At 74.2% G+C, this 16,500-nt stretch carries 13 protein-coding genes; 8 read left to right on the top strand and 5 right to left on the bottom strand.

The features are described from left to right. Positions 1–53: 53 nt before the first annotated feature. Positions 54–260 carry a hypothetical protein gene (locus ACGF5C_RS12190; RefSeq protein WP_393300238.1) on the bottom strand — a complete coding sequence of 69 codons (207 nt, stop codon included), beginning with the start codon at positions 258–260 and terminating at the stop codon, positions 54–56. A 119-nt stretch (positions 261–379) separates the two neighbouring features. On the opposite strand from ACGF5C_RS12190, the gene ACGF5C_RS12185 reads away from it, so the two are divergent. Continuing rightward, positions 380–1,279 carry a GNAT family N-acetyltransferase gene (locus ACGF5C_RS12185; RefSeq protein WP_393300235.1) on the top strand — a complete coding sequence of 300 codons (900 nt, stop codon included), beginning with the start codon at positions 380–382 and terminating at the stop codon, positions 1,277–1,279. 388 nt (positions 1,280–1,667) lie between these two features. Here ACGF5C_RS12185 and ACGF5C_RS12180 read toward each other — a convergent pair whose 3' ends face one another. After that, the gene (locus tag ACGF5C_RS12180) at positions 1,668–4,142 is read right to left on the bottom strand and encodes a low temperature requirement protein A (protein ID WP_393300232.1); all 2,475 of its coding nucleotides are present in this window, start codon (positions 4,140–4,142) and stop codon (positions 1,668–1,670) included. Positions 4,143–4,610: 468 nt separating this feature from the next. Here ACGF5C_RS12180 and ACGF5C_RS12175 point away from each other — a divergent pair, with 468 nt between their 5' ends. Next, on the top strand, positions 4,611–5,801 hold the full coding sequence (locus ACGF5C_RS12175; protein ID WP_393300229.1) for a hypothetical protein: 1,191 nt from the start codon (positions 4,611–4,613) through the stop codon (positions 5,799–5,801). A gap of 265 nt (positions 5,802–6,066) precedes the next feature. Here the strand turns inward: ACGF5C_RS12175 and ACGF5C_RS12170 are convergent, their stop codons facing one another. The 3 genes from ACGF5C_RS12170 to ACGF5C_RS12160 all read right to left on the bottom strand — a co-directional run bounded on the left by ACGF5C_RS12170 (position 6,067) and on the right by ACGF5C_RS12160 (position 9,576). Then, complete coding sequence (locus ACGF5C_RS12170) at positions 6,067–6,426, bottom strand: hypothetical protein (protein WP_357702788.1); 360 nt, start codon at positions 6,424–6,426, stop codon at positions 6,067–6,069. A 96-nt stretch (positions 6,427–6,522) separates the two neighbouring features. Beyond that, on the bottom strand, positions 6,523–7,107 hold the full coding sequence (locus tag ACGF5C_RS12165) for a TetR/AcrR family transcriptional regulator (RefSeq protein WP_393300226.1): 585 nt from the start codon (positions 7,105–7,107) through the stop codon (positions 6,523–6,525). A 12-nt stretch (positions 7,108–7,119) separates the two neighbouring features. Then, the gene (locus tag ACGF5C_RS12160) at positions 7,120–9,576 is read right to left on the bottom strand and encodes a PEP/pyruvate-binding domain-containing protein (RefSeq protein ID WP_393300223.1); all 2,457 of its coding nucleotides are present in this window, start codon (positions 9,574–9,576) and stop codon (positions 7,120–7,122) included. A 172-nt stretch (positions 9,577–9,748) separates the two neighbouring features. Here ACGF5C_RS12160 and ACGF5C_RS12155 point away from each other — a divergent pair, with 172 nt between their 5' ends. The 6 genes from ACGF5C_RS12155 to ACGF5C_RS12130 all read left to right on the top strand — a co-directional run bounded on the left by ACGF5C_RS12155 (position 9,749) and on the right by ACGF5C_RS12130 (position 16,442). Further along, positions 9,749–11,326: an ABC transporter substrate-binding protein gene (locus ACGF5C_RS12155; protein WP_393300220.1), complete on the top strand. Its 1,578-nt coding sequence runs from the start codon at positions 9,749–9,751 to the stop codon at positions 11,324–11,326. After that, positions 11,323–12,267 carry an ABC transporter permease gene (locus ACGF5C_RS12150; RefSeq protein WP_393300217.1) on the top strand — a complete coding sequence of 315 codons (945 nt, stop codon included), beginning with the start codon at positions 11,323–11,325 and terminating at the stop codon, positions 12,265–12,267. The genes ACGF5C_RS12155 and ACGF5C_RS12150 overlap by 4 nt, the downstream gene beginning before the upstream one ends. Continuing rightward, complete coding sequence (locus tag ACGF5C_RS12145; RefSeq protein WP_393300214.1) at positions 12,264–14,738, top strand: ATP-binding cassette domain-containing protein; 2,475 nt, start codon at positions 12,264–12,266, stop codon at positions 14,736–14,738. Before ACGF5C_RS12150 ends, ACGF5C_RS12145 begins: the two co-directional genes overlap by 4 nt. 11 nt (positions 14,739–14,749) lie before the next feature. Then, positions 14,750–15,316, top strand: coding sequence for a GNAT family N-acetyltransferase (locus tag ACGF5C_RS12140; protein WP_393300211.1), 567 nt, complete (start codon positions 14,750–14,752; stop codon positions 15,314–15,316). Between the two features lie 102 nt (positions 15,317–15,418). Beyond that, positions 15,419–15,832 (top strand): hypothetical protein, encoded by a 414-nt coding sequence (locus tag ACGF5C_RS12135; RefSeq protein ID WP_393300208.1) that lies wholly within the window; start codon positions 15,419–15,421, stop codon positions 15,830–15,832. A 13-nt stretch (positions 15,833–15,845) separates the two neighbouring features. Beyond that, positions 15,846–16,442, top strand: a complete 597-nt coding sequence (locus tag ACGF5C_RS12130) for a cell wall protein (RefSeq protein WP_357454664.1) — start codon at positions 15,846–15,848, stop codon at positions 16,440–16,442. The last annotated feature ends 58 nt before the right edge of the window (positions 16,443–16,500 follow it).

Below are 16,500 nucleotides of genomic sequence, written 5' to 3'. Positions count from 1 at the left end.
TGGTGCTCCAAGCCACGGGCCGGCGCCGCAGGGCGTCGGGAGGCGAACAGGCTTCAGACGGCGAACGTCAGCCTGGGCGGAGCACGGTCCGCCGACCACGCCGGCACGCACCCGGGGACGGCCCGCCGCGTGCACCGGAACACGATGCACAGCCCGACGGCCCGCGCCGCCGACAGCACCATGACCAGCACGGCCAGCATCAGCAGCGCCGGCAGCGAGACGCGCTTGCCGACGCGGCGGAGACCGTGCCGATCCTGCATGGCCGACACCATAGCCGGGCGACCGGCCGCTCGGCCACGGCGTTCGACCGGGCGCCACCTGGCCACCGGCCCCGCAAGCCCCTGGCGCCGAGACGGATAGCTGACTAAAGTCAGGTTTTATGACCTCGGATCAGCTCGTCGCCGCGGTGCGGCGGTTCAACCGGACGGTGACCCAGCGGGTGGGCGCCCTCGACGACGCGTACATGGCGCGCGGGCGTCCCCTCGCGCAGGCGCGGGTGCTGTGGGAGATCGGCCCCGGTGGCAGCGAGGTCGCGGTGCTCCGGGCCCGGCTCGGGCTGGACTCGGGTCACCTCAGCCGGCTCCTGCGCGCCCTGGAGCACGACGGGCTGGTCACCGTCGGGCCGTCCGCCCCTCTCGGGGGCGACGGGCGGGTACGGGTCGCCACGCTCACCGACGCCGGCCGGGCGGAGTGGTGTGAACTCGACAAGCGCTCCGACGAGTTCGCCTCGTCGATCCTCGCACCGCTGTCCGCGCGGCGCCGGGAGCGGCTCGTCGCGGCGATGGCCGAGGTCGAGCGGCTGCTCGTCGCGTCGATGGTGGTCATCGCACCCTGCCCGCCCGGCGACCCGCGGGCCCGGGCCTGCACGCGGGCCTATGCCCGGGAAGTCTCCCGACGCTTCGACGACGGGTTCGATCCGAGCCGGAGCAACCCGGTGCACGACGAGGACCTCGTCCCGCCGGCCGGCCTGTTCCTGCTCGCCACCCTCAACGGCGAGCCCGTCGGGTGCGGCGCGGTCAAGCTCCACCACGACGCGCCGGCCGAGATCAAGCGGGTCTGGGTGGCGGACACCGTACGCGGGCTCGGGGTCGGGCGGCGGATGCTCGGCGAGTTGGAACGACACGCCGCCGCACGGGGCTGGACCGCCGTCCGGCTGGACACCAATCGCAACCTCACCGAGGCGATCGCGATGTACCGCGCGGCCGGCTACCGGGAGATCGAGCCCTACAACACCGAGCACTACGCGCACCACTGGTTCGAGAAGTGCCTGACGCCGTGACGTGTCGACCGCCGCCCGCGCGCGGCGAGCCGGGGTGGGCGGGTGGCCGGGCGGCGGGGCGGAACGACGCCAGCAGGGGCAACGGGAATGGCGAATCAATTGACGCCGGCCCTCGTGCCCGCTGCGCACATTCTGCCCTGACCGCCATGGGCCGAGGCACCAATCCGGGTAGTTTCCCCGTGTGACCCATCCCTATTGTCGTATGCCGATGACGACGGCGGGGAATTGCTGTTTCCGGCGTACCGAATGACGTCCTCGGAATTTCTTCCGGGCCGGCTCGGCGGGCGCGGAACCATCGCGGAGCGTTGCCGGGGGTGGTCACGACGCGGCGGTTTCCGGTCGGACGGCCTCGGAGGTCGGCGGGCAAGCGGCTCCCGGCGGCGCCCGGTCAGCGCCCGTGCGGTGCGGACGACTCCGGGACCAGCGGGTCGTGCGCGGCGTGCCGCAGTTGGCGGGTGCTGACGGCCTCGGCCAGCGCGAACGCGCACAGGGCGCCGGCGAGGACGGCCAGCCCCGCCAGCCGGGACACCGCGGTGGTCACCGCCGTCAGCCCGACCAACGCCACGATCGCGACGAGCCGCAGGCCACGGACCCGGTGCTGGATTCGCCACCAGAAGGCCTGGTCGGCGAGAAGGAAGACGATCACCCCGCCGTAGAGGGTGAGGTGGGACATGTCCCACCACCCGACGGGTCCGGCGACCCGCTCGACCTCCGCCACCGTCTTGCGCAGCCCGAGCGCGACCAGCACGACCCCGACGATCATCGGCAGGTGCGAGTACGTGTACGCCTCGAGCGCGAGCCGGCTGCGCCGGCCGTCGTGCAGTCTCTGCACGCCTCGCTGCCCCGCGGTGGCGTCGACGTCGAAGTACGCCCACCAGAGCATGGCGACCACCACCAGGCTCAGCACGGAGGCGACGGCCACGGGCACGGAGACCGCGCGGTTGCTCACCGAGGCGCCGGTCGAGACGATCGCGCCGCCGAGCGCGACGAGGATGATCAGGCCGAACCGGTCGGCCCAGTGCTCGGCGGAGCGGACCGGCCAGTGCCGGGCGTTGAGCAGGTAACCGCTGCCGAGTTCGACGATAATGGCCGCGGCCCACAGGGCGACACGGACGGGTCGGAAGGCCTGCGGATCGTCCGACGGCGGCGGGACGATGGCGGCGGCGTAGAGCAGCGCGAGCGCCACGGCGGCCGACACCGCGAGGCGCACCAACTGGCCGCGGAACAGCCGGTCCTTCCTGGCGACCGTCCAGAACGCGACGAAGTTCAGGGCGCGCACGAGGCCGTAACACGTCACGAAGACCAGCGGTCCCGGCAGGCCGCCGGGCAGGCCGATGAAGACCGCGGGCACGGCGACGGCGATCACCAGGATGCTCGCCGCGGCACCGAGGAGCAGGAGCCGGGCGAGGGCGTTCTCGGTGCGGAACGAGCTGCCGAGCCAGGCGTAGCTGCACCACGCCCACCAGAGCAGCACGAGCACCGCCAGCCCCTGGAGCAGCCCGCGCCAGCCGGGTTGCGCGGTCATCAGCTCGGTGACCTGGATGAAGGCGTAGACGAAGACCAGGTCGAGGAAGAGTTCCTTGGGCGTGACTCCGGTGGAGCGCTCGGTGACCGGCTCGATCGCCCGGTGCAGCGCCCGGTGCCGCACCCGGAAGACGGTGCGGTCGAGCAGGACCAGGCTGGCGACCGCGGCGGCGAGCAGCCCCAGCTGGGCGACCACCGGCGCCCGCGCCGCCACCGGGGCGAGCGCCAGCACCAGGACGAGGCCGACGAGCGGCCCGCGGCCCCAGATGCCGATCGTCCGGCGCTCGAAGGCGATCAGGGCGAGCAGGTACAGCGCCACCCCGCCGTACAGGGCGAAGAGGCCGAGCGCCGGCGCCGACCGCACCGACTGGAACGCCACGCTGTTGAACGTGTGCTTGAGCCCGAGCGAGAGCAGGATCAGCCCGACGATCATCGGCAGGTGCAGGAACGTGTACGCGTCCCGGGCGAGCCGCGAGCGGGCGACACCGGGGGTCTGTTCCAGCGCGTCCTCGGCGGAGAACCTGGCGATGTCGAAGTACGTCCACCAGAGCACGCCCACCAGCAGCATGCTGAGCACGACGCCCCCGACCACCCCCCAGGTGACCGGGCTGGCCCAGCCGACACCCTGGCCCGCGCCGGCCGAGATGATGATCTCGCCGAACGCCACCAGGATGATCAGATGGAACCGCTCGGTCCAGTGCTTGACGGACTGGACGCGCCACCAGCTCACGCCGATGATCGCTATCCCGAGGTACTCGACGAGGAAGGCGGCCAGCAGCAGCGCGAAGCGGGCCCACTCCCGGGCTTCGCCGCCGGCACCGAACGCGCCGACGGGCAGGAGGCCCGCGGCCAGCACCAACGGCGCGGCGGCGAGCAGGGGCACCCAGACACGCGGGTACGTGCGCCGGGCGGCGGGATCCCGCCAGACGGCGACGGTGGCCACCAGCAGCGCGCCGGAGCGGACGAGCAGGTAGCAGACCACGACGACCAGCGGCCCGTGCAGGCCGCCCGGCTTGTCGGAGAACGTCTCGTTGAGGGTCACCCCCACGACCAGGATCACCGCCGCCAGGCCGAAGATGACCACCGGCATGACGCCCCGGTCCACCCGGACGACGTTGCCGAGCCAGGCGTACGACAGCCAGCAGGTCCACAGCAGGACCAGCAGCACCACGCCGTGCAGCAGGCTCGCGACGGTCAGGTCGGCCGCGGCCGTGCTGGACACGGTGATGAAGGCGAAGACGAAGATCAGGTCGAGGAAGAGCTCCAGCCGGCTGACCGCGCTGGACTCCCCGACCAGCTGGATCCGGCCGGCCGCCACCGTCGGCCCCTTCTCGGTCACGCCTTCACTCTGCCAAGGGCCGGCGGGGTGGACAGCGGATCCGGGAAGCGGGCCCGGGAGCCGGCGTCGACCGGCCGGCACGCCCGGGGGTCCGCGCGGGGCGGCGACGACAGGTCCCGCATTTCGCGCCGTCGCTTTCTGCGTCATTTCCCTGCCGGCCCACCCGGATTTTCCAGTCGTCCACAGAAGCGGGCGAGCCGTCGGGCGCCGCCGCATTGGCGGCGGCCCGTGGTGAAGTCAAGAAGACGAAAGTCACGCCTTTTCGGATTTCCCGCGCGGCCCGTCCTTTTGTAGGCTCTGTGGGCCGGTTTCCCGGCCCGGTCGGCACGTGATTTCCGACGCCGAGCATCACCCCCACCCGTCTCCGCCCATTTCAGAGGGGCGGCGCCGTCGGCTGCGGTGACGCGTGTCCGGGCATGTCGGGGCGCCGGCCTGGTCCATCGACGACACGACACGGGAGCACGACACATGCAGGGGACACCCGCAGCACGCCGCCGGGCGACGCCGGCCCGACGGCGCCTTCTCACGGCACTGCTCGCCGCCACGGTGGGCGTCGTCGCAGCGGCGCCCCCCGCCCGGGCCGCGGACGCCGGCTACGTGTCGGCGACCTCGGTGGAGGCCCTCGGCGGCGACCTGTCCACGGTCAGCCCCACGGTGCAGACCACCTATTCCGGCGACCCGCTGCGCCCCGCCGACTACCTCAAGCCCATGGGCCCCCTGGGCCACTACGGGCTGATCGGCCCCTGGGGGCCGCTCGGCGTCGCCGGTCCGATCGGCGTCGAGCCATGGCACCCGTCAAGCTGGATCACCGGAACCGCCTGGGAGGACTGGGCAGGCATGCTCGGCTGGTACGGCGGGCCGATGAGCGAGTGGGGCCCGCTCGGCCCCGACGGCCCGCTGTCGCCGGAGGCGTACCACGAGACGCTGCCCAGCCTGGGTGACTTCAGCAAGCAGGTCCAGGCCGGCGGCGTGTGGGGCGTGCTGGGCCCCGTCGGGCCGCTCGGCCCGCTCGGCCCGTTGGGTCCGCTCGGCCCGGCCGGCGCGCACGGGCTCGGGCGCACGGCCGACGGGGCGTACGTCACCAGCGGCGGCGCGGTGCGCCGTACCGCGACCGTGCCGTACGGGACCTCCACCCGCAGCTACGAGCTGTACGAGCAATACCGCGACGAGTACGCCCGCGGTATTGGCTACGGCAACGACACCTCGTTCATGGTGGAGCGCAGCACGCTGTCGCCCGGCAGCTCCGTCGACTACCGGTTCACCTCCCAGAGCACCCAGTGGGTCACCGTCAACGTCGTCCCGAAGTGGATGCGCTACGACCTCGCCACCCTGTCGGGGTACGTGACCAGCGCCGCGAACAACCACCTGGACTACCCGAGCGGCGCGGCGCGTGGCACGGCGCTCGTGGACGACTTCGACCTGCGGCTGACCGACGACACGGGACGGGTGCTCGCCGTGTCGAACTCCGTCGAACTGGCCGACACGATCCAGGTCCAGGTTGCCGCCGGCACGCGGCTGAACCTGCGCGTCACCCACCACCAGCGTGGCTCCTACGTCGGCTACCACGACGGCTACCGGCTCTTCGTCACCGGCTCCACGCCGCACATCGCCGGCACCGACATCACCGGCGCCCACCAGCGCCCGGTCGGGACGGTGTGATCCCGCCCGGAGGCCGTTCCGCCTGATGCGCGGGCCGCACCCGGTGGCGCCGTCGGTTCGTCCGGCGGCGCCACCGGGTCGCGCCGTCCGGCACGGCCACCGCCGGACGGCCCCGCCCCGGCACGCACGTGGTCAACGGCGTGGGCGGGCCGGCCGACACGACCCGGGTCGGCGCGCCGGTCTACGTCGCCCGGTATCCGACGCCCTGAGCGGCGGCTCTCGGCACGGGCCACAGCCGTGCGGCTGCGGCCCGTGCCGGCGGGCGTCAGCCGGCGCAGTTGTAGTTCTGCACCGGCTGGGTCAGCTTCTCCTGGCTGCCGAACTTCGCGTAGACCCGCAGGTAACACGGTAGTTCGACGTCACCGTAGTAGCTCTGGACCGCGTTGTCGTAGTGCGTGGTGCCGCTCTGCGCGACCTGCCAGCCACCCGCGTCGCCCGACTGGATCTCCCAGTAGACGTCACCCGAGCAGCCCTGCAGCCCCTGGGACCACGCGATCATGTTGGCGCCGTTGTAGATCTCGGACTGCACGAGGGTGCAGCTCGCCGCCTGCGCCGGGGCGGCGCCGGCCAACAACCCCACGGTCAGCAGGGCCCCCGCTCCGACCGCTGACATCAGCTTGCGCATGACCAGTCTCCTCCACGATGGACGGTAGGTGGTCCACAGGAGGGTAGTCGCTCTGGAGATAAGTTCCAAGAGGATCATCGATGGAGACGAAAACTTTTATCGAGACGTCCCGCCGCCGGCGAACACGAGGTCGAGGTGGGCGTCCAACGCGGCGAGCGCCTGCTCGGCGGTGTAGTAGCCGCCGAGCAGGTGGACACCCAGCCCCTCCATCAGCGCCAGCACGCCGGCCGCGTACTCGTCCCGCCGGGGACCCGGGATGAGACCGGCGACGAAGGCGCGCAGCTGGTCGGTGTCCTCGCGCATGCCGGCGGCGACGTCCGGCCGCACCGCCGCGTACGCGAGGAACGCCAGGGCGACCCGCCCGTCGGCGAGCGACTCCTCGGACAGCGGTAGCAGCGCGGCGACCATCGTGCGGAGCAGCAGCCGGGGGGCCGGGTCCTCGCCGAGCCGGGCGATCGCCTCGGTCACCCGGGCCTGGCTGCGCTCCCGCACGACGGTCATGGCGAAGGCCATCATCTCGTCCTTGGTGCGGAAGTAGTGCTGGACCATTCCGGCCGAGACGCCGGCCTCGGCCGCCACGTGACGCAGGCTCACGGCCTCCACGCCCTGACGCGCGGCGACGCGCATCAGGGCGGCCGCGATCAGCGTGCGCCGTTCGTGGCGGTCGACCTTCTTCGGCATGGCCTCATGCTGTCACGACGCGGACGCCTCGCCGATCACCGACGGCTCCGCGGCCCGGGGGCGGGGTGCGGGGTGCGGGGTCACCGTGCCCGCGGCGGCGTCCACCGTGACGAGCTGGCCGGTCCGGATCCTGCGGGTGGCGTCGGGGACGCAGATGACGGCGGGGATGCCGTACTCCCGGGCGACCGTCGGGCCGTGCGCCATCACCGCCCCCGTCTCGGTGACCAGCGCGGCGGCGGTGAGGAACAGGGGCGTCCAGCCGGGGTCGGTGGTGGCAACGACCAGCACGTCGCCGGGTTCGACGTGGGCGGCGGCCGGGTCGTGGACCACCCGCGCCGGGCCGGTCGCCCGGCCCGCCGCCGCGCCCACCCCCCGGAGGACGCCGTCCGGGGCCGGCGGCGGCGCGAGGACGGCCTCGACGTCGGTGCCGTCGGAGAGCAGGGCCACCGGCACCGCCGGGCGGCGCAGTTCCCGCCGGTACGTCGCGCGGCGCGCGGTGACCGTCGAGCGATGGTCGGCGCCGTCGTGCACGGCCGCGTGCGCCTCGTCGAGGGTGAGGAACATGATGTCGTCGGGCCGCCCCAGCAGCCCCCGCTCCGCCAGCTCGGCGCCGACGAGCAGCAGTTGACGGCGCATCTCCCGTAGCCGGTAGAGGCCGGCGAACTTGCCGGCCTCTCGCAGGCCGGCAAGCATCCGTGCCCGGCGCAGGAGGAATCCGGCGATCCGGCCGCGGAGCGGCCGGCGCCGGCGCGCCCGGGCGACGAGGTCCGCGCAGGCGGCCTCGGCGGCCTCGGCGGCGCGGGCGAAGCGCCGGTCCGGGGCCTGCTCCGGGTCGGTGACGCGCAGGTAGTTGGCGATCATCGCGAAGACCGGGGCTGGGTCCTCGTCCCAGCGCGGCACCCCGAGGTCGACCTCGGCGGCGGCGCGGTGACCGTAGCGGTCCAGGAACGCCGCCAGGCCGATGTCGGGCAGCGTTCCCCGCGCGTACGCCGCGGCCAGGTCCTGCGGCGGGGTGGTGAGCAGCAGGTTACGATGCGCGGCGGCCTGCTGGCTCAGCCGCCACAACGCCAGGTCCATCTCGATGGTGACGTTGTGCGGCATGCCGCCCAGCACCGTGTCGATCTCGCCGGGGCCGGCCACGCCCCGCAGCAGCGAGGCCGGCAGCGTGGCGGCGAGCATCCCGGCGACGATCGGCCAGACGAGGTCGTCGGGGCTGGCCGACGGGTCCTCGTCGCGCACGTACCGCAGCCGTTCGGCGGCGGTGTCCAGCCCGGCGGGCGCGGCCGAGCCGACCCGGAGACGTTCGACCTCCCGGAACAGTCGGGCTCGGGCGGCCTCCGGGCGGGCCAGCGCCCGCACGACCCCGGTCGCCGCGCGGGCGGCGGTCCGCAGCGCCGGGCCGGTGGCCGTACGCCCCGGACCGGAAGCCGGCAGCGGCGCGAAGCGCGGGTCGGCGAGCACGTGCTCCATCACCGCCTGGGCCCGCGGCCCGAAGTCCACCGCCATCAGCTTGACCAGCCGTTTGCGGGTCGACGGGTGCCGCGCGAGGTCGGTCAGGTCGCCGTACAGGCGCCCGCCGATGTCGGTGATCTCCACGGTCAGGCCGAACGACGCCAGCATCGCCGCCACCAGCGACTTCAGGGTGGACATGCCCATCGGGGTGGCGGGTTGCCGCATGCCCTGCACGTGGCCGAACTCCAGGTAGACCCGGGGAGCCGGCCGCCCGGTCTCCGGTGGCAGCGGGAACAGCGTGGTGATCGGCCGCGACTGGAGCAGCCAGAGCACGCCCTGCCGGTCGTAGGCCCACTCGACGTCCTGCGGGCAGCCGAACCGTTCCTGGAGGCGGCGACCCGCGTCCCGCAGCTCGTCCAGCCGCTCGGCGGTGAGCAGGCCGGCACCGGCCCGGGGTGATCCGTCGAGGACGTACCGCTCCACGGCGGCGCTGCCGTCCACGACGGCCGTGCCGAGCCCCTCGGCCGCCTCCACCATCATCTCGGTGCGGCAGCCGGTGAGCGGGTTGGCGGTGAACAGCACACCCGCGGTCACCGGGTCGACCATGCGCTGCACCAGGACGGCCACCCGCGCCGACGCGTGGTCGATCCCGTGGGCGTCGCGGTAGGCGACGGCGCGGGGGTCGTGCAGCGAGCGCCGGCATCCATCGATCGCCGTCAGGAGATCGGCGATCCCGGTGACGGCGAGGAAGGTGTCCTGCTGCCCGGCGAAGCTGGCGTCCGGGAGGTCCTCCGCGGTCGCGCTGGAGCGCACCGCCACCGGTCCCCCGCCGAGCCGCTCGTACGCCTGCGTGACCTCGGCCCGCGGCACCACGCCCCGCTCGTGGGCGGCGGTGGTGACGCAGAAGCCGTCCGGCACCCGCTCGCCCGACCGCGCCAGCTCCGCCAGCCGGGCCGCCTTGCCGCCCACCAGCCCGGTCATGTCCCCGGTCACCTCGGACAACGCGATCACCCGCACGCCAGCCCCCCTTTTGCAATACACCTGCATTGCGAACACCGTACGTCGTTCGCAATGCAGGTGCAATGCCATGCACCCGGCAACCCTCCCGGCAGGACGCAAATGGAAACCGTTATCGTTTTGGCGAATCGCTCGCACGACTTTCCACCTGCCTCCGGAAGGACCCGCCAGCATGGCCCTCTCGCCCACCGCCACGCCGAGGCTGACCCGCCGCGCCCTGCTCGGCGGCGCCGCCCTCTCCGCCGCCGCCTCGACCGGTGTCGCGCTGACCGGCTGCGGCGTCCACACCGGCCCGGGCGCCGCCCCGTCCGGCCGGCCCCGGCGCGGCGGGCGGCTGCGGGCGGCGTTCGCCGGCGGCGGCGCCAACGAGACCCTCGACCCCCACCTGGCGAACCTGTTCAACGAGGCGTCGCGGGCCAAGGCGATGTTCGACAAGCTCGCCGACTACGGCTCCGACGTCTCCATCCGGCCCCGTCTCGCCGAAGGCTGGGAACCCAGCGCCGACCTCACCCGGTGGCGGATCACCCTGCGCCAGGCCACCTTCCACGACGGCCGGCCGGTACGCGCCGCCGACGTCCTGTACAGCTACGCGCGGATCACCGACCCGACGCGGGCCTTCCGCGCCAGGGCGAGCCTCGACATGATCGACCTGGCCGCGAGCAGGGCGGTCGGCGACCGCGTCGTGGAGCTGGCCCTCAAGCGACCCTTCGCCGAGTTCCCCAACGCCCTCGCGGCCTTCGGCGCCTACATCGTCCCCGAGGGCACGAAGGCCTTCGACCGTCCCGTCGGCTCCGGCCCGTTCACATTCGACACCTGGCGGCCGGGCCGGTCGCTGCTGCTACGGCGGTACGCCGACCACTGGGACGGCGCGGCCCACCTCGACGAGCTGGAGTACCTGACCAGCAACGAGGAGTCCGCCCGGGTCAACGCCCTGCTCGCCGGCCAGGTGGACTACGCGCACGACGTCACCCCGACCACCGCCCGCACGTACGCCGCCGACCGCCGGATGACCGTCACGCGGATGCCGAACAGCACCATGCAGTCGTTCGCGATGAAGGTGGACCGTCCCCCGTTCGACGACCGCGACCTGCGCGAGGCCATGTTCCTGCTGACCGACCGGCGGCAGCTCGTCGACACCGTGCTCGCCGGCTCCGGGCAGGTCGGCAACGACCTGTTCGGCAAGGGCTACCAGCACTACGCCGACGACATCGCCCAGCGCTCCCAGGACCTCGACCGGGCCCGGTTCCTCGTCGACCGGGCCGGCGCCCGCGGCCTGCGCGTGCCGCTCGACACCGCGCCGGTGGCCAGCGGATTCGTCGAGGCCGCCAGCGTCTTCGCCGAACAGGCCAGGAAGGCCGGCCTCGTCGTCGAACCGAGGATCGGCGACAAGGACACCTACTGGAGGGACATCCTCGGCTCGGGCGTGCTGGCGTCGTACCGCTCCGGCGCCATGCCCATCGAGACGCACATCTCCCAGCGGCTGCTCACCCACTCCACCACCAACGCCACCAGGTGGGCCCGGCCCGACTTCGACGCCCACTACGCCAGGGCCGTCTCCAGCGCCGACGAGCAGGCCCGGCGGCAGGCGTACGGCGACATGCAGCGCATGCTGCACGCCGAGGGCGGCTTCCTGATCTGGGGCTTCGCCGACTTCCTCGTCGCCACCAGCCCACGGGTCGGCGGCGTCTCGGCCGACGCCCCCGCCAACACCCTCGACTGGGCCCGCTTCGACGAGGTCTGGCTGGTATGAGCCTGCCCCGCTACGCCGTCCGGCGGCTGCTGCTCGGCGTCGGGCAGGTCGTCGGCGTCGCCACCGTCGTCTTCGTGCTCACCGAGGCGCTGCCCGGTGACGCCGCCGTGGTGATCGCCGGTGACCAGCCCGATCCGGCCCGCATCGCCCTGATCCGCGCGCACCTGCACCTGGACCAGCCGGCCTGGCAGCGCTATTTCGACTGGCTGACCGGCCTCCTCCGGGGCGACCTCGGCGTCTCGCTGGTCTCCCAGCGGCCGGTCGCCGAGCGGCTCGCCGACAGCGCCGGCGCCACCGTGCTGTTGGCGGCTCTCACCCTGACGGTGCTGGTGCCGCTGGCCGTGGGCGTCGGCATGCTGGCCGCCCGGCGCGAAGGGGGCCGGCTCGACCGGGCGCTGTCCGCCGGGTCCGTCGCCCTGTACGCCGTGCCGGAGTTCGCCCTGGCGATCCTGCTCGTCGCCGGGTTCGGCGTACAGCTCGGTTGGTTGCCGCCCACGGCGTTCGGCGCCGACCTGTCCGCGCGGCCGGCAGTCCTCGTCCTGCCCCTGCTCGTCCTGCTGGCCCGGCCCGTCTGCACGATCAGCCGGCTCACCCGGGCCGGCATGGTGGACGCGCTGCGCGCCGACCACGTCGGGCACGCCCGGCGTCTCGGCATCACCGGCGGCCAACTCTGGCTGCGCCACGCGCTGCCCCACGCCCTGGCCCCGGTGGCCCAGCAGCTCGCCCGCACCACCGACTGGCTGCTCGGCGGCGTCATCGTCGTCGAGGCGGTGTTCGTCGTACCCGGTCTCGGCACCGCCCTCGTCGACGCCGTCTCCACCCGGGACGTCCCCACGGTCCAGGCGCTGTGCGTGCTCGTCGCCGTCACCGCCGTGGCCGTGAACCTGACCGCCGACCTGGTGGCGTTCCGGCTCGCGCCGCGTACCGGAGCCGTCCGGTGAGGCCCCCGCTGCGTACGCTCGGCGCGGGCCTGCTGCTCGCCGTGCCGCTCGGCCTCGCCGTGCTCGGCCCCGCCCTGGCCGGCGACGCCGGTGCCCGCGGTCTGCCGTTCGCCCCCGACGGGCCGCTCGGCACCGACTTCGTCGGCCGGGACGTCCTGCACCAGGTGCTGCTCGGCGGCCGGTCCGTGGTCCTGGTGGCCGTCGCCGCCACCCTGCTGGCCTACCTCGTCGGGGTTCCCGTCGGCCTGCTCGCCGCGACGACCCGCCGCCGGTGGGTCGACGAGATCCTCATGCGCCCACTGGACCTGGTCCTCGCCGTACCGTCCCTGCTGCTGCTGATCCTGGTGGCCGCCGTCGCACGGCCCGGGCCGGCCACCCTCGTCGGCGTCGTGGCGCTCGTCGCCCTTCCCGAGATCGCCCGGGTCACCCGGGCCGCCGCCCTGCCGCTCGCCCACGGGCCGGCGGTGGAGGCGATGCGCCTGCACCGGGAGACGTGGTGGCGCCGGGCCGGCGGGTACGTGGGGCGTGGCGTCCGCCGGGTCCTGCTCGCCGACGCCGGGGTCCGGTTCGTCGGCGCGGTCTACCTGGTCGCCACGGCCAGCTTCCTCGGCGTCGGCGTCGCCCCCGACGCCGCGGACTGGGCCGTGATGGTCGACCGCAACCGCACCGGGCTGTTCCTGCAACCGTGGGCCGTCGTCGTACCGGCCGCGCTGGTCGTCGCCCTGGCGGTGGGCGTCAACCTGGTCGCCGACCAGGTGCTGGCCGCCCGCGCCGATCCGGCCCCGCCGCCCAGGGACGCGAGGCCGCCCGCCCGGGGCGCCCACCCGCCCCGCCGGGACCGCCGCTCCGGCCCGCAGGCTCCCGGAGCGGATCGGCGACCGCCGCCCGGTGGGCCGCTCCTGCGGGTGCGGCGGCTGACCGCCGCGGCCGGGCAGCGGCGGCTCGTCGACGGGGTGTCCTTCGACCTCGGCGCCGGGGAGATCCTCGCCGTCGTCGGCGCGTCGGGCAGCGGCAAGACCACCACCGGCCGGGCGCTGCTCGGCGAGACCACGCCGGGCGTCCGCCTCACCGGCGGGATCGCGCTGGCGGGCTCGGCCGTCACCGCCGGCGCGCCGCCCCCGGCCGGCACCGTCGGGTACGTCCCCCAGCAGCCCGCCGTGGCGCTCCATCCCCTCCGCCGCGTCGGCGCCGTGCTCGGCGAGATCGCCCGGCGCCACCCGCCCGGCCGGACCCGCCGCGCCCGTCGACAGGCGGTGGCCGACGTGCTCGACCGGATGGCCCTGCCCACCGACCGCCGGTTCCTGCGGCGCTTCCCCCACCAGCTCTCCGGCGGCCAGCAACAGCGACTGGTCATCGCCCACGCCCTGCTCGCGCGGGCGGTCCTCCTCGTCGCCGACGAACCCACCACCGGGCAGGACGCGCTCACCCGCCGCGACGTCGCGCGCGAACTGACGGCGCTCGCCCGCCACGGCATGGCGGTGGTCCTGCTGAGTCACGACCTGCCTCTCGTCCGCGCCGTCGCGGACCGCGTCCTGGTGCTGCGCCACGGGACCGCCGTCGCGCAGGGCCCGACGGCCGAGGTCCTGGCGGCGCGGCACCACCGCGACCGGGAGGAGGCGCCCGTCCCGCCGACCCGGGGCCCGGCCGCCGGCCGGGACGCCTCACCGCTGCTCACCGTCACCGGCCTCGTGGCCACCCACCGCCACGGGGGTCGCCGGCGCACCGTCGTCCACGGCGTCGGCACGACGGCCGCCGTCGGGGAGTGCCTCGCCGTGGTCGGCCGGTCCGGCAGCGGCAAGACGACACTGGCGCGCTGCGTCGCCGGGCTGCACCCGCAGACCGGCGGCCTGGTCGCGCTCGCCGGCCGACGCCTCGACCCGCACCTCGACCGGCGGGACCGGCGCGACCTCGCGGCCGTCCAGTACGTGTTCCAGGACGCCCGGGCGAGCTTCGACGCGTACCGCCCGGTCCTCGACCAGGTCGCCCGCGCCGCCCGGCGCTTGCGGGACGCCACCGACGCCGAGGCCCGGCGCACCGCCCTGCGCCTGCTCGACCAGGTGGGCCTCGCCGAACACACCGTGGCCGGCCCGCCCGACCGGCTCTCCGGCGGGGAGTTGCACCGCGCGGCGCTGGCCCGCGCCCTCGCCGGCGAGCCCCGCGTGCTGATCTGCGACGAGATCACCGCCGGCCTGGACGGCGACGCCCGGGAACACATCCTCGCGCTGCTGGACGACCTGCGTCGACGCCGCGACCTGGCGCTGGTCGTGATCAGTCACGACCGCGACGTCGTGGCCCGCCTCGCCGACCGGATCGTCGTGCTCGACGACGGACGCGTCGTCGAGCAGGGACCCGCCGACGCCCTGCTCGGCGCGGCCCGACACCCGCTGACCCGCGCGCTGCTGCCCGCCGCCCCGCAGCGTCGGCAACGGGACGACGAGGAGCGGCGGGCGGATCCGGCGGCGACACGATGAGGGGAGAGACCATGCGGCAGTACCGACACGGCGTGGGCGCGTACGAGGTGCGGATGGCCGACGGCCGCCACGTCGACGGGGCCCGCAGCGTCATGCTCGACACGTTCTACCGGGAGTTCGGCCACGGCTACCGTCCCGACTGGCACCACGACGTCATCGACCTGGCCGGCACCTACCTGGCACCGCAACCGCACGCCCTGTTCGTCGCGACCCGGGGCGACGAGGTCGTCGGCACCACCGCCGTCCGCGCCGCGGCGCCGAAGAGCCCACCGCACCCGCGCTGCCTCGCGGAGCGCTTTCCCGAGGAGTCCACCGCGCAGCTCTTCCGGGTATACGTCCGGCCCGAGCACCGCCGCCGGGGGCTCGCCCGCGCCCTCGTCGGTCTCGCCGTCGACTTCGTCGGCCGGCAACCCCGCTACCGGGACCTGTACCTGCACACCGACACCCGCGTCGACGGCGCCGAACGGTTCTGGCGGGCGGTGGCCGAGCCGGTGCACGACGCGCGTGACGGCCGGGCCGACACCCACCAGACCGTCCACTTCCGCATCCCGCTGGCCGGCCGCCGACCGCGGGCGTAAGAATCCTTCCAGTCATCCATTGACTTCGATGATTTACGCCACAACAATCACCTCCTATATCGATGCATGTCGCTGTTGATCGGATCTGGAGGGGAGGTACCCGTGGTTGCTCTGAGAGGCGAGGTGTCGTGGTTCTGCTGCGGCAACGCCTGGGGTCCCTGCGGCTCGGCCGGTAGTGGTGCCTGCGGCACCTGTTCGTCCGGCAACTACCAGCACGCCTGGCCGAACACCTCGGACGCGTGCCTGGCCATCACCCGCCCGCACGTGTGCGGAATCAGCGGAATGAGCCGGCGCGGCTGCGGCTTCCGGCACTACACCACCAACCTCTGCAACGGTGCCCGGGTCGGCACCGCCATCGCCGACTGCGGCCCGCAGACCGACCTGTTCTGCGGCGAGCGCACCTGCTGCGGCTCGGCCTGCGGCAGCAACCGGATCATCGACCTGACGCCCGCGGCGTACAGCGCGATCGCCAGTCTCTCCACCGGGCTGCGGCCCTGCTCGGTCGACAGCGTCTGAACGGGAGGACCCCATGGACCAGACCCTGAGGCGCCGCCGGCTGCTCGCCACCGCCGCGCTCGGCGGCGTGGTCGGCGCCACCGGGCTCGGCTCGCTCGCCCCCGAGGCGGCGTTCGCCGCCGACGCCGCGACCGTCGAACCCGGCACGCCGGACCCGAACTTCGCCGAGGGCCGGATCAGCACGATCTCCGGCAACATGCTGCTGGTCACCGGCTCGGACACCGTGCTCCACTCGATCCGGATCACCGACGGCACGAGCATCTGGAAGCTGCACCCGACCACGTTCGACCGGGTCGCCGTCGGTGACGGGCTCTACGCCCGCGGCGTCCGCCTGCCCGACGGCACGCTCGCCGCGGACGCCGTGTGGGTCAACATCGTCAACCTGCACGGGCACATCGCGGCGGTCGGCCGCAACGTGCTGCACCTCGACCACAAGGGCCGTCGGATCGTCGCGCACGTCGTGCCGGACCGGTCCGCCGCCGTCTACAACGGCACCCCGGCCGTCAGCGACATGTCCCTGCTGCGGGTCGGCCGGCACGTTCAGGTGCTCGGCGCCTGGCACCCGGACACCAACGAGATCGACATCGCCACCATCTACGCCGCCGCCTGACGGCGCGGCCTCCGGGCGGTACGCAGCCGCGGACCGCCCGGAGGCCGCCCGTCGGACC

Source organism: Micromonospora sp. NPDC047620 (assembly GCF_043205005.1).
GTDB lineage: Bacteria > Actinomycetota > Actinomycetes > Mycobacteriales > Micromonosporaceae > Micromonospora.
This window is presented reverse-complemented; position numbering and strand designations above follow the sequence as displayed.